The organism is Micavibrio aeruginosavorus ARL-13 (genome assembly GCF_000226315.1).
Taxonomy (GTDB): Bacteria; Pseudomonadota; Alphaproteobacteria; order Micavibrionales; family Micavibrionaceae; genus Micavibrio; species Micavibrio aeruginosavorus_B.
Genome location: NC_016026.1, coordinates 136,247 through 159,352, shown reverse-complemented (window position 1 = coordinate 159,352; position 23,106 = coordinate 136,247). Strand labels below are relative to the sequence as shown.

Below are 23,106 nucleotides of genomic sequence, written 5' to 3'. Positions count from 1 at the left end.
TACACCCTAAAACCCAATACCGCGCCATGTATCGCCTTCGCAATATTGCAGGTAATTGTGGGTGGAATTATACATCAGGTCACCCTCAATCCCCGCAGGGCCGGTGCAACCCGCACCACCATCACCCGCCGGGCCGGCACCAATCCAGTCCCCACCCGCGCAATATTGCAAAACATGGGACGTTGTATTGTAGGTGATATCCCCCACAGCCCCATTCGGGTTCGTGCAGAGTGAAGCATAGGCATAGACCTGCCCCGTGTCAGCAACACCACCCACATCGCGCCAGCGCGAGCCAATCACAACATAGCGGGTGGACATGGATGGGCGCGCACCATATTCATCACCAGTCGTTGGTGTCGGCGCATAAAATTTTCGCACCAGCGCCCCCGTTCGGGCATTGAAGACATAGGCCGCGCCCGCATCGGTCGTGCCGCTGGAATCATCAAAACGCGACCCGATAATCACCAGATCACCAACCAATTCAATACCATTGCCGAAACGATCATTCGTGTTGGGATAGGGGCTGGTCAGGGTTTTTAAATTGGCCCCCGTATTGGCGTCAAAAATATAGGCGGCCCCTACATCCGTCACGCCGTTCAAGTCACTGAGAAACGCCCCGACGGCAACCAGATCACCCGACAGGGAAATACCCAGTCCGAATTGCGCATCCGTCGTCGGTGACGGATGGTTCAGTGTTGCGATCAGCGCCCCTGTCGTCGCATTGAAAACATAGGCCGACCCCGCATCCACAACCCCACCAGGATCATCTTTATAGGCCCCGACAGCGACCTTGTCCCCGGCAATCACAACACGAACGCCAAACTCATCCCCAGACCCGGGAGCCGGATTATTCAGCGTACTTACAACTGTTCCAGTATCAATATTGATAACATACGCCGCGCCCGCATTGGTAACCCCGCCGGGATCGGCCAAGTTGGCACCAACCACCGCCAGATTGCCCGATAAACCCACATCAAAACCAAATCGCTCATTCGGTTCTGGCGTCGTGTCATTCAAACGCCGCAACAGCGCTCCACTGAGCGCATCAAAGATATAAACACTGCCCGCATCCACAACACCACCAGGGTCATCCAGGTGCGAACCAACGGCCAACGTCGCCCCATCAAGATCAATATTAAAACCAAACGCATCGCCCACAGCAGGCTCGGGATTATCGATAGAAGAGACCAGCGCCCCTGTACGCAAATCAAATACATACACACTGCCGGCATCATCAAAACCCGCCACATCGTTGGTCCACGCCCCAACCGCGACATAATCGCCGGAAATTTCCATGACGTTGCCAAACCGATCATCAACCCCAGGATCGGGGTTATCCAGCGTTCCGATCAACTGCGCGTTTTTCAGGGCTGGGCGCTGCTGCTTGAACACATGCGCCGCACCGGATGTCAAAACACCACCCGAGGCATCATTGCGGGCGGAGACCACGACATACTCGCCCTCAATCGCAACCTGCGACCCGAATGTGTCGCTGGCCGCCGGTGCGGGATTATGAATCGTATCAATCAAATCCCCTGTTGATGTGCTGAACACATAGGTCACACCCACATTGTCCAGCCCGTCAACATTGGCCCAGCGCGCACCCACAACAACCTTTCCGCCATGGATCGCAACCGCCATGCCAAAATTGTCACTCGCCTCGGGGTCGGGGTTTTCAAGAGTGGTCAGCAAAGCGCCTGTTTGCGCGTTGAACACATAGGCCGCCCCGGCAGTAGCCACACCGCCGGACGTATCATTCGGTGCCCCCACAATCGCCACCGTGCCATGAATTGCAACCGCGCGGCCAAAATTATCATTCGCACCGGGGGCGGGATTATTCAGCGTGGCGACCAGCGACCCATCCGCCGCACTGAACACATAGGCCCTGCCCGCGTCCGTGATCGCCCCGGATTCTTTCTGGTGCGCCCCCACGACAATGAGGTCGCCATCAATATCGACAGCAACACCAAACCAATCGCCATCCGCCTGATCCGGTGCATTCCAGCCGCGCAAGAAAGCACCGGTCGAGGCGTTGTAAATATGCACAGACCCATGATCGCCCGCCCCGTTACGCGGCGTCCCCGCAACAGCAATGGTGCCGGAGATCGCAACGTCATACCCGGTCCAATCCATGTTACCCGGTGCCGGGTTATCCAGCGTCGCCACCAGTGCGCCCGTCGTCGCGTTATAGACATAGGCCGATCCCGCCTGGGCCACGCCACCCACCGTATTTACCGGCGCACCAACAACAGCCAGGTTGCCGTCAATATCTGCCCCGTGACCAAACTGGTCCCCGGCTGTATTATCAGGGTTCACCAACGTCACCAGAGGGCGGCCGCTTTCGGCATCAAAAATATGCGCCCGACCCGAATTGCTCACGCCGGATACATCGCGCATGCGCGTGCCCACCACAATTTTTCCATTGGAAATCCCGATTGCTGATCCGAAATCATCGTCAGCCACTGCGCTTGGGTTCGAAAGAAATGCCGTCGCCGTATAGGCATCCCCCGCCATTCCCGTCGGAAAATGCACCCAGGCCGTATCGTTGCAATACGCCGGCGCATTGGCGGTGTTGTCCCAGATCAAATCACCCGCCACACCGGACGGGGAAGAGCAGGCCGCAAACGCGCTCGTGGAAAAACCCCCGGAAAAGAGGAAGAGAAAACCCGTCAGACATAAAACAGCACCACAGACCCTGGACCGAAACACAGCCCCGCGCCATATCGCGCCCGCATAATATGCGACCATACCCAAGATACGCCTACGCTATAAACCCGAATGGGACCCGTACCCGCCACAGGCCGGACCTTTTTAAACTATTCAACTGAACTAATTTGATTTATGGCGCGCGCCAGTCATCCTACACCTTTGGATAAGGCGCAGGCCTGTAAACAGGGTGGCGAGCATAATAGCTTGATTCAGAACAACAAAATCTGATTATTTCCGCACGCAACGCACGCGGAAATCATTGGACTTGCCACCGTTATAGGTGTTCCCGTCGCCAAAATAGATGTTCTTGCCACTATCGTCACTCTGCTCCGAAGACGACCAGTAATCATGGTTGGTCAGTCCGCCAAATCCCCCCAGATACAGGTTGGTGTAGAGCAGTTGCAATTCATTCAAAGCCGGCAGGTACCAGTCGCTGCGGCCATGGGCGACCAGGTTGCTGCAGTATGTGGCCGCCTCATAGGGTGAGGCCGCATTCACAAGACCCGCCAGCAATATTGTATTGGCCTCACCTGTATCACAGCCTGATTGCGCCCCGCTGGTGCAGTTAACAATCGCCGTATCGATATTGTTGGATGTTCCATTGTTCCAATTCATCTGCGTTGGCGCATTCGACGCGGCCGCATACATCGGCACATTTCCATCCGGCGTCAAGCCTGCATAAATCGACCCATCATTACACGTATTGCCAATGACCGGGCACCCGGTTGGCGGGATTTCAGAAACATCCTTGCGCCCAATCCCAATCCAATCATCCCCTTCGCAATATTGCAGGTAATTGTGGGTGGAATTATACACAACATCACCCGCATCACCGGCCGGATTCACACACCCGGCACCGCCATTGCCCGTCGGCCCAGCCGCACGCCAAGCGGACCCATCGCAATATTGCAGGACATGGTGGATCATATTGTAGAAAATATCACCAACCGCACCGGCGGGAGCAACACAGCCCGCACCAGACACATCCGGCACAAACGTGAACGCACGACCCGCACCGCTTGAGAAGCCATAACCCGATACAACGGCAATCGAATCCGAAACCCCGACAGCGCTGCCGAAATAGGCATTAACCGCAGGCGTCGGGTTGTCTATCGACTTTAACAAATCCCCGGTCGTTGCATCAAAAACATAGGCAGCACCCGCGTTGGAATTTCCGCTGATGTTTTCCAGGTTACTGCCCGCGATGACCGTGTTTCCATCAATCGCCACAGCGGTCGGAAAACTTTCATTCGCCGTCGGTGTTGGATTATTCAGCGTCGCCATCAATGCACCCGTTGTTGCATTAAACGTATACACCGTGCCGACATCGTCCACACCACTCACATGGTCCTTGTTCGCGGCGACGACAACCGTATTACCGGATATGGCAACACTGGAACCAAAGGAATCATCTGCCTCCGCGCCCGGTTGAACCAGCGTTGTGACCAAGGCACCGGTCGTCGCGTTAAACACATGGGCCGTTCCCGCATTGGCCACGCCGCCCGGGTCATCCTGATACGCGCCAACCGCAACCAGGTTGCCGCTGATCGCAACGGAGTTGCCAAAGAACGCGGACGCCGTCATCGCGGGATTGGTCAGCGTTGTGATCAGCCCCCCGGTGGTTGCATTGAACACATACGCCGCGCCCGCAAAACTCACACCACTCGGGTCATCATGATAAGCGCCGACAACCGCCAGATTGCCACTGATCCCAACGCTAATCCCGAACAGATCATAGGACGCCGGGACTGTTTTATTCAACGTCGCCACCAAGGCCCCGGTTGTCGCATTAAACACATAGGCCGTTCCGGCACTGGTGACACCACCCGGATCATCCTGATACGCACCAACAATTGCCAGGTTCCCGCTGATCGCGACAGAAATACCAAAATAATCCTGTGACGTTGGGTTGGGGTTGAGCAAGGTGGAAACCAATGCGCCCGTCGTCGCATCGAATACGTACGCCTGCCCCGCATCAACGATCGCGGAGGGGTCCTCCAAATGCGCACCAACGACAATCAGGTTGCCGTCAATTGCCGCACGCGCACCAAAGAAGTCGGAGTTACTGGAATGCGCGGGTGGGTTATTGATTGTTTGCGACAAGGCCCCGGGAAACGCCCCAAATGTGCCCGACGGAAACCCCACCCAATCCGTATCATTGCAATAAGCGGGCGCATTCGAAGCCGAAGACCAGATCAAATCCCCCGCATCACCTGCCGGAGACACGCACGCCGCGTGCGCGGGGCCCGCCCCCAAAAGGGTGCCCAGCACCAGACCCAGAAATAATATGTTCGTCTTCGCCCGCCACATTTTACACAACATCCCGTTTAAAAAATCGTCATATCAATTGTTACAGGCACAGGCACGCAATGTCGCCGCCACCGAACCGCCGCATGTGTTGCTGGTATCCCGGACACGGCCATTGCCCATGGCGTAGCTGCACCCAACATTCAGGGCCGCATAACCCTGGAAATAATATCCGGCCCCCGGCGCGCCAATCGCATCGAGAACCGCCGTGCAATTGGCCGTCGATCCCGCCGCATAGGACAGACCCGTGGCGTTACATCCGCCACGCGACGCGCACACGGTGTTACAGCTTTGACCATCGCCACCGTAATACCAGCAATAGGTCCCGACAACGACACCGCCGCATGTCGGTGGCACCAGATCGCCGACCGCCATCCAGACATCACCTTCGCAATACTGAAGAACCTTGTGCGTATTGTTATAGGTCACAGCCCCTTCCACGCCCGTCGGGTTCGTACAACCCGCACCACCATTGCCGGGTGCACCCGCCGCATACCAAGCGTGACCATCACAATATTGCAGGACGTGGCTTGTCGTGTTGTATGATACATCACCAACATTTCCCGCAGGGTTTGCACACGATGTCGTGCCGGAACTGACACTAAAAGCGTAAACACGCCCCGCATCCGCCGTGCCGTTTGTTCCGTTTGATTCATCCAACGGAGCCGCTACCCCCAAACGCTGCCCATTCACAGAAACAGCATTCCCAAACCAGTCTGTATTGTTCGGCGTTGGGTTGCTGATCGCGGTAATTAGCGCGCCAGTATCCGCGCTAAAAAGATAGACACGCCCCGCATCCGCCGTACCCGTCGTCCCATTCGATTCATCATACGGAGCACCAACCGCGACAATATTGCCAGAGATTGAAACCGAGACCCCAAAATAATCATTGGCATGGGGCGTAGGGTTATTGATAGTTGATATCAGAGCCCCCGTCGTCGCATTAAAGACATACGCCCGCCCCGCGGAGCTGGTTCCCGTGGTGCCGTCCGATTCATCCCATGGGGCACCCACGACAACACGGTTCCCCGAGATCGCGATCGCATTTGAAAAATAATCTGTCGCATTCGGATACGGATTATTTAACGACGATACCAACGCACCCGTGGTCGCATTGAACACGTATGCACGGCCCGACAGGACACCACTGGTCCCATCAGCGGCATCATTCGGCGTACCAACGGCCACCAGATTTCCATCGATCGCAATCGAGTATCCAAACTGGTCATTGGTGTGCGGTGCCGGGTTGTTGAGCGTCGACACCAGCGCACCCGTGGTCGCATTAAAAACATATGCTCGCCCTGCATTGGCAACGCCAGCGCCACCATCCGATTCATCATTCGGCGCACCAATGGCCGCCAGATTACCCGACAGACCAGCCGTCCAGCCAAAATTATCCGTTGACGTGGCACTGGGGTTGTTGAGCGTTGACACCAGCGCGCCCGTCAGCGCATTGAAGACATAAGCCCGGCCCGCATCTGTGGTGCCGTTCGTGCCGTTGGATTCGTCGTTTTCAGCCCCAACAAGCGCGAGAGTTCCCGACAGCCCCACAAAACCACCAAAATAATCGTTCGCGTTCGGACTGGGATTATTCAATGTCGATACCAACGCGCCCGTATCGATGTCGAAAACATACGCCCGCCCCGCATCAGCAGTGCCATTCGTACCGTTGGATTCATCCAGTACGGCACCCACCAAAATCAAATTGCCGGAAAGAGAAATCGAGCTACCGAATTGGTCATTGCTGGTCGGACTGGGGTTATTCATGATCGCGCCAGTAATCGGCGATGACCAGGAATACCCCCCTTTGGGAAAGCCCCGCCAATTCGCACCATCACAATAGGCCGGAGCGCGGCCCGCACTGCTCCAGATCATATCGCCCGCCACACCGGTCGGGCTCGCGCAGGCCGCCAGCGCAGAGCCCGGCACCAGCACAACACCAAACAACAAAATAAAGGCCAGGCCACACGCCCAAGACCATGAGCGCGCGCAATTCAATCGACGCTTTGGAGCAAAACTGCAAAAATGCATATGGATGGCCCCCACCACCTAAAAACATCCATTCAGTGTACCAGAATAGATTGATAAATCTATAAAACCTGCCGTTTTTAGGCTTTACAAAATCCCCTAAATCCCTCAATCCTGCCGACTATGACAACACGAGCCCCGACACCGATCATCGCCATTGACGGCACCGCAGCCAGCGGCAAGGGCACATTGGCCCGGCGGTTGGCCGATGCGTTGGGGTTTGCCTATCTGGATACAGGCACGCTGTACCGCAAGGTGGCGGTGGATGTGCTGCGCGCCGGGGGCGACCCTGCGGATGCGGGGGCAGCCATAGAAGCCGCACAAAATCTGCAAAAAAACCTTGATCTTCAATCCCTTAAAGATCCCGCCATCCGCACAGCGGAGGCCGGAAAATACGCCTCTGTTGTGGCCGCCGTACCGGGGGTGCGCAGCGCGCTGACCGATTTACAGCGCGGATTTGCCATCCACCCGCCCGCCTTGGCGGACGGGACCCCGGCCAAGGGGGCCATTTTGGACGGGCGGGACATTACGACCTTTATCTGCCCCGACGCCCCGGTGAAATTCTATGTCGATGCGGCGGTCGAAACACGCGCCCAGCGCCGCCACAAGGAGCTGCTTGGCAACGGAGAAGCCATTGAATTTGAACAGGTTTTAGAGGATATGAAGATCCGCGATGCCCGCGATATGGGCCGCAAGGACGCCCCCATGACCATCGCCCCGGACGCCATCGTGATCGACACCACCGCCATGGGGGTCGAGGCGGTTGTGGCGTTGGCGATGGCGCATGTGCGGACGGTTTTGGGCCAGAAATAAGCTTTCTTCACCCCCCTCTCCCATGGGGAGAGGGTTGGGGTGAGGGGGTAAAATGGTTGTGAGGAGGCACGGTGGCGCACCATACAACCGGCATGATAACCCCTCCCCCTAGCCCCATCCCTCAGGGAGGGGGAATAAAGCGCGGGCTGCTGCGCCCCAAATCCTTGAAAAAGAATCACAAATTTCGGTGAAAATGGTTGATTTCTGCGGCTTTGCCCGATACAACCAGCGCGTCTGATATGGATTTATCCACATCAGGCACGACGCAATGAATCTCTGGCAGCGACAAGCGTCCGTCACTCCCCCTCACCTTCACGGGTTTGGGGGTCAGCCGGACGGGGGAATCCTCTTGCGATCATGACTACCGAAAAGGAAACTAAACCATGGCAAAACCAGCCGCAAATCTGAAAGACCTGAGCACAAACTCAGACTTCTCGAAACTTCTGAACGAAGTTTTGGGACCACAAAAATCCTTTGATGGGTCCGTTGTTAAGGGCCGCGTCATTGGTGTCGACAGCGAATTCGTAATGATCGATGTCGGCCTGAAGTCCGAAGGCCGCGTGGCCTTGCGCGAATTCTCACGCCCGGGTGAAGATCCGGAAGTGAAAGCTGGCGATATCGTTGAGGTATTCGTCGAGCGCATGGAAAACCGTGATGGGGAAACCGCCCTGTCGCGTGAAAAAGCCCGTCGCGAAGAAGTCTGGGCCGAACTGGAAAAATCAACCGAGAAAAACGAACGTGTTACGGGCGTTATTTTCGGTCGCGTCAAAGGCGGCTTCACGGTCGACCTGGGCGGCGCCGTTGCATTCTTGCCGGGGTCCCAAGTGGACATCCGTCCGGTCCGCGACGTTGGTCCGCTGATGGGTACACCGCAGCCGTTCCACATCCTGAAAATGGATCGTCAGCGTGGCAACATCGTTGTGTCCCGCCGTGCCGTTCTGGAAGAGTCCCGCGAATCCGCACGTTCGGATCTGTTGGGCAACCTGCGCGAAGGCCAGGTTCTGACCGGTATCGTCAAGAACATCACCGATTACGGTGCGTTCGTTGATCTGGGCGGTGTCGACGGCTTGCTGCACGTCACCGACATTTCGTGGAAACGCGTCAACCACCCGTCCGAGATGCTGACCATCGGTCAGAACATCCAGGTTCAGGTGATCCGTTACAACGAAGAAAACCAGCGCATCAGCCTGGGTATGAAACAGCTGGAAAGCGATCCGTGGGATGGCATTGCAGCGAAATACCCGGTTGGCCAGAAAGTCACGGGCCGCGTCAACAACATCACCGATTACGGTGCATTTGTTGAACTGGAATCCGGGATCGAAGGTCTGGTTCACGTATCTGAAATGTCCTGGACGAAGAAGAACGTTCATCCGGGTAAGATCGTGTCCACATCCCAAGAAGTTGAAGTTATGGTTCTGGATGTTGATCAGGAAAAACGCCGGATCAGCCTGGGCCTGAAACAAACCACGGAAAACCCGTGGAAAGACTTCGCAGCGAAAAACAAGGCTGGCGATGTTCTGGACGGCGAAGTCCGCAACATCACCGAGTTCGGTCTGTTTGTCGGTCTGCCGGGCGACATCGACGGCATGGTTCACATGTCCGATATCGCTTGGGATGTAACGGGCGAAGACGCGCTGAAGCAGTACAACAAGGGCGACACCGTGAAGGTCAAGATCCTCGAAGTCGAGGCTGACAAAGAACGCGTTGCTCTGGGCATCAAGCAATTGTCGGGTGAAGATCCGAACGCTGGTGCATTGGACGGCTTCAACAAGGGCGCCGTTGTGACCTGCACGATTACCGAAGTGACCGCAAACGGTCTGGAAGTAAACGTCAGCGACAACGTGACCGGCTTCATCAAGAAGGCCGATCTGTCCCGTGAACGTTCTGAACAACGCCCCGACCGTTTCGCCGTTGGCGAAAAAGTCGATGCGAAAGTTCTGAGCGCCGACAAGAAGTCCCGCAAGCTGAGCCTGTCGATCAAGCAACGCGAAATCGACGAAGACAAAGAAGCCATGGCTGCCTTTGGTTCGTCCGATTCGGGTGCGTCCTTGGGCGACATTCTGGGCGCAGCCCTGAAATCGAAAAAAGACGAAGCCTAATCCCTTCGCCTGAACACAGGAAAAACCCCGTTGGTGAAAACCAGCGGGGTTTTTTCATAGCGGCGTTAACACATTGATTCACCTGAATCCCGCACAAAACCACGGATTCAGGGGGATCAGGGGGTGCAAAACACCCCCAATTCCTTAAAAAATCCTTTTCAATCAATGGGTTTCACTTGACGAGGCCGGGGGAAATGGGGCATCCTTAAGGAATACCCCAGACAAAGATCTCAGCGCCCAAGGCGCACAAAAACACAAGGGATTTGAAGGCGATGACCAAATCGGAACTGATCCAGAAGCTCGCAGAACGCAACCCGCACCTTTATATGCGGGACGTTGAGAAAATCGTCGATACCATCTTCGAAGAAATCACCAAGGCCTTGGTCGTAGGCGATCGCGTGGAATTGCGTGGTTTTGGCGCATTTTCCGTGAAAGAACGCGAAGCCCGCACGGGCCGCAACCCCCGCACCGGCGAAAGCGTCGAGGTGGACGCCAAACGCCTGCCGTTCTTTAAAACCGGCAAAGCCCTGCGCGAGCGCCTGAATGGCGGCGTGTCCGACGGGGACGACAACGAATTTTAATCCGCACAAACAGAATTTAAAAAGGGCGCATCACCAGCGCCCTTTTTCTTGAGCGCAAAACACAAGACCGGACCACCCCACCATGACCCAGCCCATCATCTTCTGCGCCATCGACACACCCGATCTGGACCATGCCAAACACTTGGTTGCCGCCATTGGCCCGGTAACGGGCGGGATCAAATTAGGGTTGGAGTTTTTCTGCACCCATGGTCCCGATGGCATTCGCCGCGTGATGGATGAAGCGCCAAACGCGGCCCTGTTTCTGGATTTGAAATTCCACGACATTCCCAACACCGTGGCCGCCGCATTGCGCACGGCCACACGCACGCGGCCCGCCTTCGTCAACGTCCACGCATCCGGCGGGGCCGACATGATGCGGGCGGGGCACGATGCGTTGATGGATGAAGCCGCCAAATGCGCCATCACACCTCCGCGTCTGTTGGCCGTTACCATTTTGACCAGCCTAGATGCCCCATCCCTGTCCGCCGTGGGGCAAGGGGATGATGTGGCCGCACAGGTCATTCGCTTGGCTACACTCACGAAAGAATCCGGACTGGACGGCGTGGTGTGTTCGGCCCACGAAATTGCCCCGCTTCGTGCCGCCCTTGGCCCCGATTTCACGTTGATGGTACCGGGCATTCGCCCCGCCGGATCAGACGCCGGAGACCAGAAGCGCACGATGGCCCCGGACGAAGCCCTGCATGCCGGGGCCAGCCATCTGGTCATTGGCCGCCCAATCACGGGAGCCGCCGATCCGGCCGCCGCCGCCCGCACCATTCTGGCCACCTTGAAAAAGCCAGCCTAAAAAAGGCGGCATAGGGGTATTTTTTCTGGACATTGCCGCCCCCCTCACCTAATCACGGTCTTATGGATCGTAATGCGTCACCCGATTTTCCACCGTCTTGCCCCGCCGCGCGCGGGGGGTTGCGCCATGCGTTTTATCGGGCCGTTCATGCCTATCTGCTGATTGAACAGACCGAACTGGCCTGTGCCGATCTGGCCGTGTTGTGCGGCAGCGTTAAAACCACCCCCGCGATTGCCCAATGCGGCGCGCAATTGTTCCATGACGGGTACACAAACCGTTTCATCGTGTCGGGCCGCGTCAAGGCCACGGCACAGGAAACCGAAGCGGAAATGATGCGCCGGATCCTGATTGAACATGGCGTGCCGGATCATTCCATCCTGCTGGAAAACCGCGCGACGAACACGCAGGAAAATATTGTCTATGCCCGCCGGATGATCATGCAACGGGGTGAACTGGATCAGATCCGCACCATCATCACCGTTGGCAACGTCACCGCCGGACGCCGCACCATGATGACGACCGCCCGCCGCTGGCCGGAAGTTTTCGCGATGCACGCCACCGGAAACAAATTCCCGGTGGCCGCACAGGATTTTCACACCCATGCCGAATTTCGCCGCACCGTCTTGCGCGAATGGGCCAAGATTGCGCCCTATCAAGCGAACGGATGGTTGAAAGAAGTGGATATTGAGGCCATCAACACCATGGCCCGGGCCTTGCCACAACCCAGCCAACATACGCCAACCCCCTGATTTTCAATCGCAAAATCCCATGAAAGCTTCCTGTAAGCCCCGCTTATTAGGATACTCTTCAGAGTTCAAAAACGGGGACTGCAGACCATGTTGAATGTATCGGCCACCATACGGCGCTTCTTTGATGTGCTCTTCACAAAGAATCACACAGACGACGACACTATACCGGTGACACAGAAAGATCTGATCGCCGTTCTGGTCCGCCGGTCATTGTTGCGGGCGGACACGCATCAGGGTCTGGCCCCATCCATGGTGGCCAGCGGCACATCCGCCTATGCGACGCGGCTGCGCAACCTGCTGGGCGAATTGCGCACCGACACGTTGCACATGCTGGTCGAACGTGACATCACGCCCTGCCTGGACCAGCGTTTATGCTATAAAAGCGATGGCACAATCGGGCCGCTGGTCTTTGCCATTTATTATCACGATCATCGCGTCCTGGCCCTGCATGACAATGGCAAGATGCCATCGCAGCGCGGGTTCCTGGATTTTAATATTGGCCATGATCTGAATTTGTATGATGCGTTCGAACATTTATTCGATGCGTTGAAATACGGGGCGCCGACGCACCCCATGCTGATTGGTACCGCCGAGAACCAGCGGTCGTGTGCACAGGTCTTCCGATGGATGACATCGGATCAGATGCAGCGCACCCTGCGGAAGAATCCGCAGCTTCATTTCCCGCCCCTGCGCGGGCTGGTGCCCGCGACGGCCACATCCTAACCTTTTGTTTTAAAACGTAAGAAAACCGCCATTCTGGGCGGTTTTCCAATTGTCATAACCGCGCTTTCCTTGACAATCCCCCCCGGCTTGGGGGATAAAGACGCCCCGACTGGTCCCGTTTCGACCAGCGGGAGCGTAATGATCAGACATGATCATCTGGCCCACTTTAAAGAAGGCAGTGTTGCAGGCATGAACTGGCTGAGCAATTTCATTCGTCCGAAGATCCGGTCCTTTGTTTCACAGCAAAAGGACGTGCCCGATAATCTGTGGCAAAAATGCCCGGCGTGCGATGGCATGTTGTTCCATCGCGATCTGGATGAAAACATGAATGTCTGCACCCATTGCGGACATCATTTGAAAATCGACGTGGACCAGCGCCTGAACATCCTGTTCGACGACGGCGAGTGGAACGAAATCCGCGCCCCGCATGTTCCGGTTGATCCGTTGAAATTCAAGGACCGCAAAGCATATTCCGCACGGTTGAAAGAAGCCCAAAGCAAATCCAAACGCGAAGATGCGATTGTGATTGCCACCGGCACCATCGGCGGCCAGCCGGTTGTGTGCGCGGCGTTCGATTTCTCCTTCATGGGTGGGTCCATGGGCGCGGGCGTTGGTGAAGGGATTGTGCGTGCCGCCGAAGAAGCCGTGCGCACCCATTCCGCCTTCATGGTTATTCCGTCATCGGGCGGCGCCCGTATGCAGGAAGGCGCGTTGTCGTTGATGCAGATGCCGCGCACGATCATCGCCGTGGAGATGGTGAAGGACGCCAAACTGCCCTACATCGTTTTGCTGGCCGACCCGACGACGGGCGGGGTCAGCGCATCCTTTGCCATGGTGGGCGACATTCAAATCGCCGAACCGGGTTGCATGATCGGCTTCGCCGGAAAGCGTGTAATCCAGGAAACCATCCGCGAAGAATTGCCGCCGGGATTCCAGACCGCCGAATATCTGCTGGATCACGGCATGATCGACATGGTTGTGGCGCGCAAGGATTTGCATTCCACCCTGTCCCGCGTTCTGAACCTGCTGATGAACCGCACGGGCCGCGAAGAAGCCCGTGGCGGCAGCCGCGGCAAGGGCAGCAAATCCGTCAACGGATCGGGCAAATCCGGCAAGGGCGATATTTCCAGCGCCGCGAAAGCCGCGCGCAATGTCGCAAAACTGCCGTCTGTGAAAAAGAAAGTGGCCGCAAAAATAACCAAGAAGCGCGCCGCGATGACCAGCAAAACCATCCGCAAGATCGCGGATTAACGAAACAGCAGAAGGTTGGTTTGCAGGACACGCTGAACCATATTTTCAGCCTTCGTAAAAATGGCCGGATGGATCATTCCATCCGGCCTGAATTTTTTACACTGCTGGATCGGCTGGGCAATCCGCATACGCACCTGCCGCCGGTTATTCATGTCGCGGGAACGAATGGCAAGGGCTCAACAATCGCCTTTATGCGCGCGATGCTGGAGGCGGCGGGACACAGCGTTCACGCCTACACCTCCCCGCATTTGATCCGGTTCAATGAACGCATCGTCCTGAACGGTCAGGTGATTGATGATGCCCGGCTAAAACCGTTGTTGGATGAAGTGTTGGCCGCCGCCCACGACGACCCGGATCAGAGCTTCTTTGAAATCGCTACGGCGGCGGCCTTTACCGCCTTTGCCCGGACGCGCGCCGATATTGTCCTGCTGGAAACCGGCGTTGGCGGGCGGTTGGACGCCACCAACGTGGTCGAACACCCAATTGCCACCGCAATCACCACCCTGTCCTTTGACCACACGGCGTGGCTGGGCGAAAGATTGGAAAACATTGCGGCCGAGAAGGCCGGCATTATCAAGCCCGGCGTGCCTTGTGTCGTGGGCGCACAGATGATGGATGAGGCCCCGGCCGCCATTCGCGTGATTGAAACGCGCGCCGCCGCGATGCAGGCCGCACTGACGATCATGGGACGCGACTGGCATGTGCATGATGTCACCGATTCATCCTGGTCCTTGACGGTGGCAGGGGAAACCCTGTCCGCCCTGCCCCGCCCGGCCATGGCGGGCGCGCATCAAATTGACAATGCCGCGCTGGCCATCGCCACCTTGCGCGCGCAATCGCAATGCCCTGTTCCCATCGACGCCATACATCACGGCCTGCGCACCGCGCACTGGCCGGGGCGGTTGCATCGTATTTCACATCCCGCCGCCCCCGCATCGTGGGACGTATGGGTGGATGGCGCCCATAATGACAGCGGCGCCATTGTGCTGGCCCGGCATATCGCCGCCCTGTACGCAAGCGATGGCCACCCCACGCATTTGATCATTGGCATGATGGGACACAAGGATGCGGCCCGGTTTATCGCCCCGCTGGCCCAATGTGCGACCAGCGTGACACTGATCCCCGTGCCGGGCAGCGAGGGCGGGAAAAGCCACGACCCCGCAACACTGGTCCCGCTGTGGCGGACACATGGTGCGCGCAATGTGTCATGCGCCCCGGATCTGGACCACGCCATCGCAACACTGGCCGCCACACACGCACCGGGCCGCATCATCGTGGCCGGATCGCTTTATCTGGCGGGTCACACACTGGCGCAGGCCGCATTTTCGTAAAAAAGGGCAAAAGACCACGATTTTTTCACAAACGTGCCCTTTTCAATCCCCATTTGCATGGCAAATCATTATAATCATTTCGATATTTTTGCTGATTCTCAAAGGACCGCCACACCCATGACCCAGACCGCCACCCAAACCATCGCCCTGGTTGACGACGATCGCAACATCCTGACATCGGTTTCGATGGCGCTGGAGGCTGAGGGCTATACGGTGAAGACCTACACCGATGGTGAGGAAGGCTTGGCCGGGATCACCGCCAATCTACCTGATCTGGTCGTGCTGGATATCAAGATGCCGCGGATGGATGGCATGGAAGTATTGGGCAAATTGCGCGAACAATCGGCCATTCCGGTCATTTTCCTGACCTCCAAGGATGACGAGATTGACGAAGTTCTGGGCCTGCGCATGGGGGCGGATGATTACATCACCAAGCCGTTTTCACAGCGCCTGCTGATCGAACGGATTCGATCCATCCTGCGCCGTAATGACGTGCGCAAACAGCCCGCCCCGTCGCAGGACGAGGCGGCCAAAAACATGATTGAGCGGGGCAATCTGGTTTTGGACGATGCCCGTCATTTGTGCATGTGGAAGGGTGGCGCGGTTGATTTAACCGTGACGGAATATTTGTTGGTCAAGGCACTGGCACAACGCCCGGGCCACGTGAAGAACCGCGATCAATTGATCGACATGGCCTATGGCGAAAATATCTATGTCGATGACCGCACCATCGACTCGCACATTAAACGCATCCGGAAAAAGTTCCGTGTCGTTGACCCCGAATTCTCACAGATTGAAACACTCTATGGCGTTGGGTACCGTTATAAAGAAGATTAAGGACCGGCGAAGTAAAGCCAGTTCCGATATCGGTTATGATGTATGGGCTATTTTGCCGCCCATGCCGCGCCCCCGTATTCTGGGCGGACTGACGGTCCGTATTCTGGCGGTAAACGTGATTGCACCGCTGGTTCTGGTTGTTGGTCTTCTCTATCTCGGCCAGTACCGCGACAGTTTGATCCGCGCCGAACTGGAAACCATGCAAATTCAATCGCAATTGTTCGCCGGCGCCATTGCCGAAGCCGCCGTGCGTCCGGTGGAAAAGGGGAAACCGTTCTTCTTCGCCAAACCCGAAGAGATTGAAATGCTGGTGCCCGAACTGTCCCGCCGCATGGTGCGACGCCTGGGCCAGACCACCGAAAACCGTACACGATTGTTCAGCGCGGATGGCACATTGATCGGCGATTCGCTGGAGCTGGGTGGCGAACGATCAGGCGAGGCCCGCGTGGCCGCCGCACGTAGTGCCGTTGCCGCCGAAAGCGAAGCGGCCCAGCCCAGCCTGTCCGAACAGATGAACCGCTGGGGCCAGGCGATTATTGAATGGATCCCAATGCAAAGCGACCTGCCCGATTATCCGGACACGGGCGCACAAAGCATCACCGCATACCCGGATGCCGCCGTCGCCCTGACCGGACGGATCAGCGCCACCGCATGGGAAGACCGGCAGGGAAAAATTCGCCTGACCGCCGCCGCCCCGATCCGCAAGGTTGAAAATGTGATTGGCGTCGTCATGCTATCACGCGATGGGCGTGAAATTGAATCCGCGATTACCCAGATGCGGTACGATGTGCTGACCGTCTTCCTGGGCGCGTTGTCCATCACAATTTTCCTGTCGATGTATCTGGCCGGATCGATTGGCCGCCCGTTGAAAAAACTGGCCCGCGCCGCCGAAGCCGTGCGCTTGGGCAAGGGCCGCCAGATCGACATTCCAGATTTGACCCACCGCAAGGATGAAATTGGCGAACTCTCCGCCGCATTGAACGCCATGACCACGGCGTTGCGCGATCGGATGGATACAATTGAACGCTTCGCCGCCGATGTATCGCACGAGATTAAAAACCCGCTGACATCGCTGCGCAGTGCGGTGGAAACCGCACCGATTGTGAAGAGCAAGGCCGATCTGGACCGCCTGTTCGGCATTATGCAGCATGATGTGAACCGCCTGAACCGTTTGATCAGCGATATTTCCAACGCATCCCGCCTGGACGCCGAATTATCGCGCGAAGAAATGGGCAATGTGAATATGGGCCGGATGCTGACCCAGATTATTGATGGCCGTCGTGTCGCACTGGCCCAGCAAAACCGTCGTCATGCCGAAAGTGGCGTGGAAACATTGCCACCGGAACAACGCCTGCGCATCAATATCGACAGCGCCGAAGCCGTGATTGTCCGGGGATCGGAAGGGCGACTGGCGCAGGTGTTTGAAAACCTGCTGTCCAATGCCCTGTCCTTCACGCCCGTCAATAAATCGGTGACCATCAATCTGTCACAAAACCGGGAACAGGTTTTGATTCAGGTCGAAGACGAAGGCCCCGGTATCCCGGAAAATAAGCTGGACACCATCTTTGAACGCTTCTATAGCGAGCGCCCCGCGCACGAAGATTACGGCAGCCATTCGGGATTGGGCCTGTCCATTGCGCGGCAGATCGTGAAAGCGCATGGCGGCGTGATTTTTGCGGAGAATATTCGTGACCGCGACAATCAAATTCGCGGCGCGCGCTTTACCGTCGTCTTTAACCGCGCATAGGCGAAATTATTTACATTCAGCCACGAAGATTTTTCCGCCCGGATATTGCACGTCGGGCACATGCACACGCACGATGTCGCCCGCTGCACGTCCCGCACAATAATAGGCTTCACGCGTCAACGGGATGATGTTTTGCGCCGGGGCATTAAACCGCACAGCCAGAACAGAAGATTGCGGCACGGCAATAACGGGGCGTGTCGGCACCGTGTGAAAAGGTGGGTGCGGCAACATGACCATGCCCGTATCAACAGATTGATCCGGTTTTTTCCGGTCAAACAGGCTGCCCATCTGCAGGTTCAGCATGGCCCCGGTAATCACACCGATCAAAACAGCCGGGATGATATTCTCAATCGCACGGGCATAGCCCATTGCGGCCTTGGGGATTGAAACGGATAAATCCTCCCCCTTGTCGCGCATGGCCAGCGCCAGGGGCACACACACCGCCGACAAGGCCACAGCCACACCAACACCCACCACAAGGCCAAGCGGAAACAGACCACCCGCGGCAACGCCAGCGCTATACCCCGCCAGCCCAGCCCCCGGCCCCACAGGTATCGCGGCCACGTAACTGCCCCATGTCAAAATGCCTTTTTTGATGTTGTCCTGCACAATCAACCCCTGTTTTTATGGCCCACAGGGCATAGCCCAGAAGAGGGTCCAGCGTCAAATTTGACAGGGACAAACACCCACCCTAAAGTCCTGCCCATTATAAAAACGAATAAGAAAACAGGGTATTTCATGGGACGTTTATCCAATTTCTGGGCCCGCGCCACGGGAGAAAAACCACCACAGGGTCCGTTGCGCCTGCATCCCGGGCGACGCGCCTATTTTCAGGTGAACGATCCCGCACTGGCCCGCACCCTGGGCGATTGGGCCACGTGCCGCAATGATGCCGCGCAGATTATCAGCGCCTATCTGCGCAAGGCCACACCCCTGCTGGGTGCGGAAACACCACATTACAAAGTGGATGACGATGGCCGCGTGGAAAGCATCAGCTTCCGCTATGGCATCGGGCTGACCCACGAAGGATGGATCGGAATTCCCGGCACCAATTGGCTGGTTCCGGAAACAGATGATGTAAAGCGCGATATTGACGCCCTGCCACGCCTGCCGGGATTTGGGCCGGTGCATGATGCCCTCAACTGGCCAACCGCCGATGTGTCCACCATGGCGCAGGCGCGGCATTTGCCCGGTTATGTGGATTTTGCCAAGCGCGCCAATTCGCAGATTCGCGTTTGCGTCCGCCATGACGCCGTGTATGTCAGCGTGCCCTTCCCCGATACGTTCCGCGATTACCCGCCTTTGCAGGACGCGGTGCAGGCCTGGCGACCGGACCCGCGCCTGACGCGGATTGAGGACCATATCGGACGCGCGGCGGAACGACAGAACGACCTGTCCCAAAGCCCGCTGGGCCAGGCCCTGATTAAAATAATGAAACTTGTCCCGTGACGTTTGATGCGCGCGGGGGTATTTTAGAGGGATGAATGATTCATCCGCGACCCCGCCATCATCCCACCGCCCGACCCTGATCCTGACCGGATTGTCCGGTGCGGGCATGACTTCTGCGCTGAAGGCGCTGGAGGATCTGGGGTATGAGGTTTTTGACAATTTTCCGCTGTCGCTGATCGATTCACTGATCAAGGAAACCGCACACGATGCCGCCCCGGTCGCGATTGGTATTGATGCGCGATCCCGCGGGTTTGACCCGGACGCCATTCTGGCCGCCGCCAAGCGCCACAACGCGGAACTGGTGTTTTTGTGGTCGGATGAATCGACATTACAAAAACGCTTCACCGAAACACGCCGCCGCCACCCGATGGCCAAGGACCGCCCCGTCAGCGCCGGGATCAAACGGGAGCAGGAATGGCTGCACCCCTTACGCGCCACAGCCAGTCATGTGATTGATACATCCGACATGTCGGCGCAGGATTTGCGCCGCCAATTAACATCCCTGTTCGGACTGGCCCGTGGGGAGCGCATGACGGTGACGATCATGTCATTCGGATTCAAATACGGCGTACCGCGTGAGGCGGACATCGTCATGGATATACGCTTCCTGGCCAACCCGCATTGGATCAAGGAACTGCGCCCGCAAACGGGATTGGACAAGGATGTCGGCGATTACGTGCGCAACGATCCGGCCTGGGCCCCGTTTATGCAGAATTTCCAGACCCTCCTCGCTCCGCTCCTGCCGCGGTATCAGCAGGAGGGGAAAAGCTATCTAACCATTGCGATTGGATGCACGGGCGGACGGCACCGGTCGGTGTTCACCACCGAACAAATGCATGATTGGCTGGAACAACAAGGTTATTCCAGCACAACATTGCACCGTGATATTGGACGGTAAAATATTTAGAGCGTAGGCTTCGGCGCACGACCGGACGGACCGCCAGCGGAGACACGATGATCCATCGTGGCACACAGTGAGCGCATAAAATCCGGCGTCATGCGGGCCAATAATTTTTCACCCACATCACCCGCCGCATGGTTGACGATCATGGTCAAGCCTTCGCGACTAACCCCACCCGATGACGGGTCGCGATGGCGCAGGACGATACCCGCCGGAATACGGTGATAATGAATATCGGAATTTTGTGAAGCCAGCGCATGGGGCGCCGGGTTGCCGTTGAGCAGAGAGGCCATGTTGTCGGCCAATTTCCGCGCATCGACCGGGAAACCATTCCAACCGCCGGAAAAACTGATGGCCGGGATGGTCTGGCCGCCATCCAGCGCCTCGATCACGGGCGCTTGTGATTTCAATGGATTGGCTGCAGGAACACGGTACACCGTCATGATCAAACCCCTATTTTAACCTAACCGATTGATATTGTTATATTTTAAACCATCTTTTCGTGGCTTTTGCCCTTGCTTTTGGCGGGCCGACCCCTTATCAATACACGCAAAGATATAACATTTTCCTAAATTCCGCCCGCTTTTTAAGGAGCCCGAAAGATGAGCGCTGTTGCCGCAAAAGCCCAAACCCACGATTACGCCGTGAAAGACATCACACTGGCCGATTGGGGTCGCAAGGAAATTGCGATTGCCGAAACGGAAATGCCGGGCCTGATGGCTTTGCGCGCCGAATATGGCCCGAAGCAGATCCTGAAAGGCGCCCGGATTGTTGGCTGCCTGCACATGACGATTCAGACTGCCGTGCTGATTGAAACGCTGGTGGCACTGGGTGCGGAAGTGCGCTGGTCATCCTGCAACATCTTCTCCACGCAAGACCAAGCCGCCGCAGCGATTGCCGCCGCCGGCATTCCGGTGTTCGCATGGAAAGGCTTGAGCGAAGAAGAATTCTGGGATTGCATCGACCGCACCATCACCGGCCCGAATGGCTGGACCCCGAACATGATTCTGGACGATGGCGGCGATTTGACCATTCGCATGCACGAAAAATTCCCGGACATGATGAAAGACATCAAGGGCCTGTCCGAAGAAACCACGACGGGTGTGCACCGCCTGTACGAAATGGCAAAAAAAGGCACATTGAAAGTGCCCGCCATTAACGTGAACGATTCCGTGACCAAATCGAAATTCGACAACCTCTATGGCTGCCGTGAATCGCTGGTCGATGGCATTAAGCGCGCCACCGACGTGATGCTGGCCGGTAAAATTGCCGTGGTGGCCGGGTTTGGCGACGTGGGCAAGGGCTCTGCTGAAAGCTTGCGTTCCCAAGGCGCACGCGTTCTGGTCACCGAAATCGACCCGATCTGCGCACTGCAGGCCGCGATGGAAGGGTATCAGGTTGTGACGATGGAAGACGCGGTATCCACCGCCGACATCTTCGTCACCACAACCGGTAACGTTGACATCATCACGCTGGACCATATGCGCCAGATGAAAGACCGCGCGATTGTTTGCAACATTGGTCACTTCGATTCCGAAATTCAGATCGAAGCGCTGCGGAATTACAAATGGCACAATGTGAAACCGCAAGTGGACGAAGTGGAATTCCCGGACGGCAAACGCCTGATCGTTCTGGCCGAAGGCCGTTTGGTCAATCTGGGTTGCGCCACCGGCCACCCGAGCTTCGTGATGTCCGCATCGTTCACCAACCAGGTGCTGGCCCAGATCGAATTGTGGACCAACACGTCCGCTTATGAGGCGGGCAAGGTTTACGTTCTGCCGAAACACCTGGACGAAAAAGTCGCCGCCCTGCACCTGGAAAAACTGGGCGTGAAGCTGACCAAGCTGACGAAGAAACAGGCCGATTATATCGGCGTTGCAGAATCAGGCCCGTACAAACCGGATCATTACCGTTACTAATCAAAACAAAAAGCCAGAACAAAAAGGCGGGACACACACCCCGCCTTTTTTAATCTTCATTCTATTTCCCGATTTCCATCCACGCATCGCCTTCGCAATATTGCAAGACACCGTGCGTTGTATTGAACACGAGATCGCACGCCGCACCCGATGGCGCAGAGCAGCCGCCGCCGATACACCGGCACCCCCATCGGATTCATCCATATGCGCCCCGACAACAGCGACGTTTCCATCGATCGCGACAGAATAACCGAAATTGTCCGTTGCATGCGGGCTGGAGTTATTCAAAGTCGAAACAAGCGCCCCAGTTGTCGCATTAAACACATACGCACGCCCTGCGGCAGACACGCCCGCTTCGCCGTCTGATTCATCCTGATATGCGCCAACAACAACCGTGTTGCCGTCAATCGCAAGGCTATAGCCAAAAAAATCGCTGATATGAGGGGTTGGGTTGTTCAAGGTCGCAACCAAAACCCCCGTGTCAGCATTAAAGACATAGGCACGGCCCGCATTCGAAATTCCGGTCGTACCATCCGATTCATCCTGATACACACCCACAACAGCCAGGCTGCCCGAAATGGCCACCGCATAGCCAAAATAATCGGTTGAATGCGGCGTTGGGTTGTTCAGGACCGGGAATTGTGACGGAGCCGCCCACGATTCCACTTCTTTTCCCTTGGGAAAGGCGTGCCATGTTGTGCCATCGCAATAAGCCGGGCTCTCGCTCACAGCACTCCATATCACATCCCCCACGACACCGACCGGGTTGGCGCAATCCGCCCATGCTGGCGTCGCCGGAGCGATCATGACGATAAAAATTATGGAGGCAGACAAACGGCGTATAAAACGGATCATAT

At 56.9% G+C, this 23,106-nt stretch carries 19 protein-coding genes; 13 read left to right on the top strand and 6 right to left on the bottom strand.

Features of this window, described 5'->3' with window-relative positions; all coding sequences use genetic code 11:
- Positions 1–6: 6 nt before the first annotated feature.
- The 3 genes from MICA_RS00690 to MICA_RS00680 form a co-directional block, all read right to left on the bottom strand.
- Positions 7–2,586: an FG-GAP repeat protein gene (locus tag MICA_RS00690; protein ID WP_236619926.1), complete on the bottom strand. Its 2,580-nt coding sequence runs from the start codon at positions 2,584–2,586 to the stop codon at positions 7–9.
- Positions 2,587–2,937: 351 nt separating this feature from the next.
- Positions 2,938–5,019, bottom strand: a complete 2,082-nt coding sequence (locus MICA_RS00685; protein WP_014101718.1) for an Lcl domain-containing protein — start codon at positions 5,017–5,019, stop codon at positions 2,938–2,940.
- 33 nt (positions 5,020–5,052) lie between these two features.
- Positions 5,053–7,047, bottom strand: coding sequence for an FG-GAP repeat protein (locus MICA_RS00680; protein ID WP_236619925.1), 1,995 nt, complete (start codon positions 7,045–7,047; stop codon positions 5,053–5,055).
- A 120-nt stretch (positions 7,048–7,167) separates the two neighbouring features.
- Here MICA_RS00680 and cmk point away from each other — a divergent pair, with 120 nt between their 5' ends.
- The 10 genes from cmk (at position 7,168) to MICA_RS00630 (ending at position 17,980) form a co-directional block, all read left to right on the top strand.
- The gene (gene cmk, locus MICA_RS00675; RefSeq protein ID WP_014101716.1) at positions 7,168–7,857 is read left to right on the top strand and encodes a (d)CMP kinase; all 690 of its coding nucleotides are present in this window, start codon (positions 7,168–7,170) and stop codon (positions 7,855–7,857) included.
- A 383-nt stretch (positions 7,858–8,240) separates the two neighbouring features.
- Positions 8,241–9,956 carry a 30S ribosomal protein S1 gene (gene rpsA / locus MICA_RS00670; protein ID WP_014101714.1) on the top strand — a complete coding sequence of 572 codons (1,716 nt, stop codon included), beginning with the start codon at positions 8,241–8,243 and terminating at the stop codon, positions 9,954–9,956.
- A gap of 272 nt (positions 9,957–10,228) precedes the next feature.
- Positions 10,229–10,537, top strand: a complete 309-nt coding sequence (gene ihfB / locus MICA_RS00665) for an integration host factor subunit beta (protein ID WP_014101713.1) — start codon at positions 10,229–10,231, stop codon at positions 10,535–10,537.
- 82 nt (positions 10,538–10,619) lie between these two features.
- Positions 10,620–11,342, top strand: coding sequence for an orotidine-5'-phosphate decarboxylase (gene pyrF / locus MICA_RS00660; RefSeq protein WP_014101712.1), 723 nt, complete (start codon positions 10,620–10,622; stop codon positions 11,340–11,342).
- Positions 11,343–11,404: 62 nt separating this feature from the next.
- A complete protein-coding gene (locus tag MICA_RS00655) occupies positions 11,405–12,091 on the top strand; it encodes a YdcF family protein (RefSeq protein WP_014101711.1) in 687 nt (228 codons plus the stop codon).
- Between the two features lie 168 nt (positions 12,092–12,259).
- Positions 12,260–12,814: a hypothetical protein gene (locus MICA_RS00650; protein ID WP_236619924.1), complete on the top strand. Its 555-nt coding sequence runs from the start codon at positions 12,260–12,262 to the stop codon at positions 12,812–12,814.
- A gap of 138 nt (positions 12,815–12,952) precedes the next feature.
- Positions 12,953–14,065 (top strand): acetyl-CoA carboxylase, carboxyltransferase subunit beta, encoded by a 1,113-nt coding sequence (gene accD / locus MICA_RS00645; RefSeq protein ID WP_148260392.1) that lies wholly within the window; start codon positions 12,953–12,955, stop codon positions 14,063–14,065.
- A gap of 20 nt (positions 14,066–14,085) precedes the next feature.
- Positions 14,086–15,396: a bifunctional folylpolyglutamate synthase/dihydrofolate synthase gene (locus MICA_RS00640; protein ID WP_014101708.1), complete on the top strand. Its 1,311-nt coding sequence runs from the start codon at positions 14,086–14,088 to the stop codon at positions 15,394–15,396.
- 117 nt (positions 15,397–15,513) lie between these two features.
- On the top strand, positions 15,514–16,233 hold the full coding sequence (locus MICA_RS00635; RefSeq protein WP_014101707.1) for a response regulator transcription factor: 720 nt from the start codon (positions 15,514–15,516) through the stop codon (positions 16,231–16,233).
- Between the two features lie 61 nt (positions 16,234–16,294).
- The gene (locus tag MICA_RS00630; RefSeq protein ID WP_014101706.1) at positions 16,295–17,980 is read left to right on the top strand and encodes a stimulus-sensing domain-containing protein; all 1,686 of its coding nucleotides are present in this window, start codon (positions 16,295–16,297) and stop codon (positions 17,978–17,980) included.
- A gap of 6 nt (positions 17,981–17,986) precedes the next feature.
- Here MICA_RS00630 and MICA_RS00625 read toward each other — a convergent pair whose 3' ends face one another.
- Complete coding sequence (locus tag MICA_RS00625) at positions 17,987–18,589, bottom strand: hypothetical protein (RefSeq protein WP_014101705.1); 603 nt, start codon at positions 18,587–18,589, stop codon at positions 17,987–17,989.
- A gap of 129 nt (positions 18,590–18,718) precedes the next feature.
- On the opposite strand from MICA_RS00625, the gene MICA_RS00620 reads away from it, so the two are divergent.
- Complete coding sequence (locus tag MICA_RS00620; RefSeq protein WP_014101704.1) at positions 18,719–19,429, top strand: hypothetical protein; 711 nt, start codon at positions 18,719–18,721, stop codon at positions 19,427–19,429.
- A 31-nt stretch (positions 19,430–19,460) separates the two neighbouring features.
- Complete coding sequence (gene rapZ / locus MICA_RS00615) at positions 19,461–20,327, top strand: RNase adapter RapZ (RefSeq protein WP_014101703.1); 867 nt, start codon at positions 19,461–19,463, stop codon at positions 20,325–20,327.
- Positions 20,328–20,332: 5 nt separating this feature from the next.
- Here the strand turns inward: rapZ and MICA_RS00610 are convergent, their stop codons facing one another.
- On the bottom strand, positions 20,333–20,773 hold the full coding sequence (locus MICA_RS00610; RefSeq protein WP_014101702.1) for a hypothetical protein: 441 nt from the start codon (positions 20,771–20,773) through the stop codon (positions 20,333–20,335).
- Between the two features lie 159 nt (positions 20,774–20,932).
- On the opposite strand from MICA_RS00610, the gene ahcY reads away from it, so the two are divergent.
- Positions 20,933–22,249, top strand: coding sequence for an adenosylhomocysteinase (ahcY, locus tag MICA_RS00605; protein ID WP_014101701.1), 1,317 nt, complete (start codon positions 20,933–20,935; stop codon positions 22,247–22,249).
- Here ahcY and MICA_RS00600 read toward each other — a convergent pair whose 3' ends face one another.
- The gene (locus MICA_RS00600; RefSeq protein WP_187287636.1) at positions 22,250–23,104 is read right to left on the bottom strand and encodes an FG-GAP repeat protein; all 855 of its coding nucleotides are present in this window, start codon (positions 23,102–23,104) and stop codon (positions 22,250–22,252) included.
- Positions 23,105–23,106: the final 2 nt, after the last annotated feature.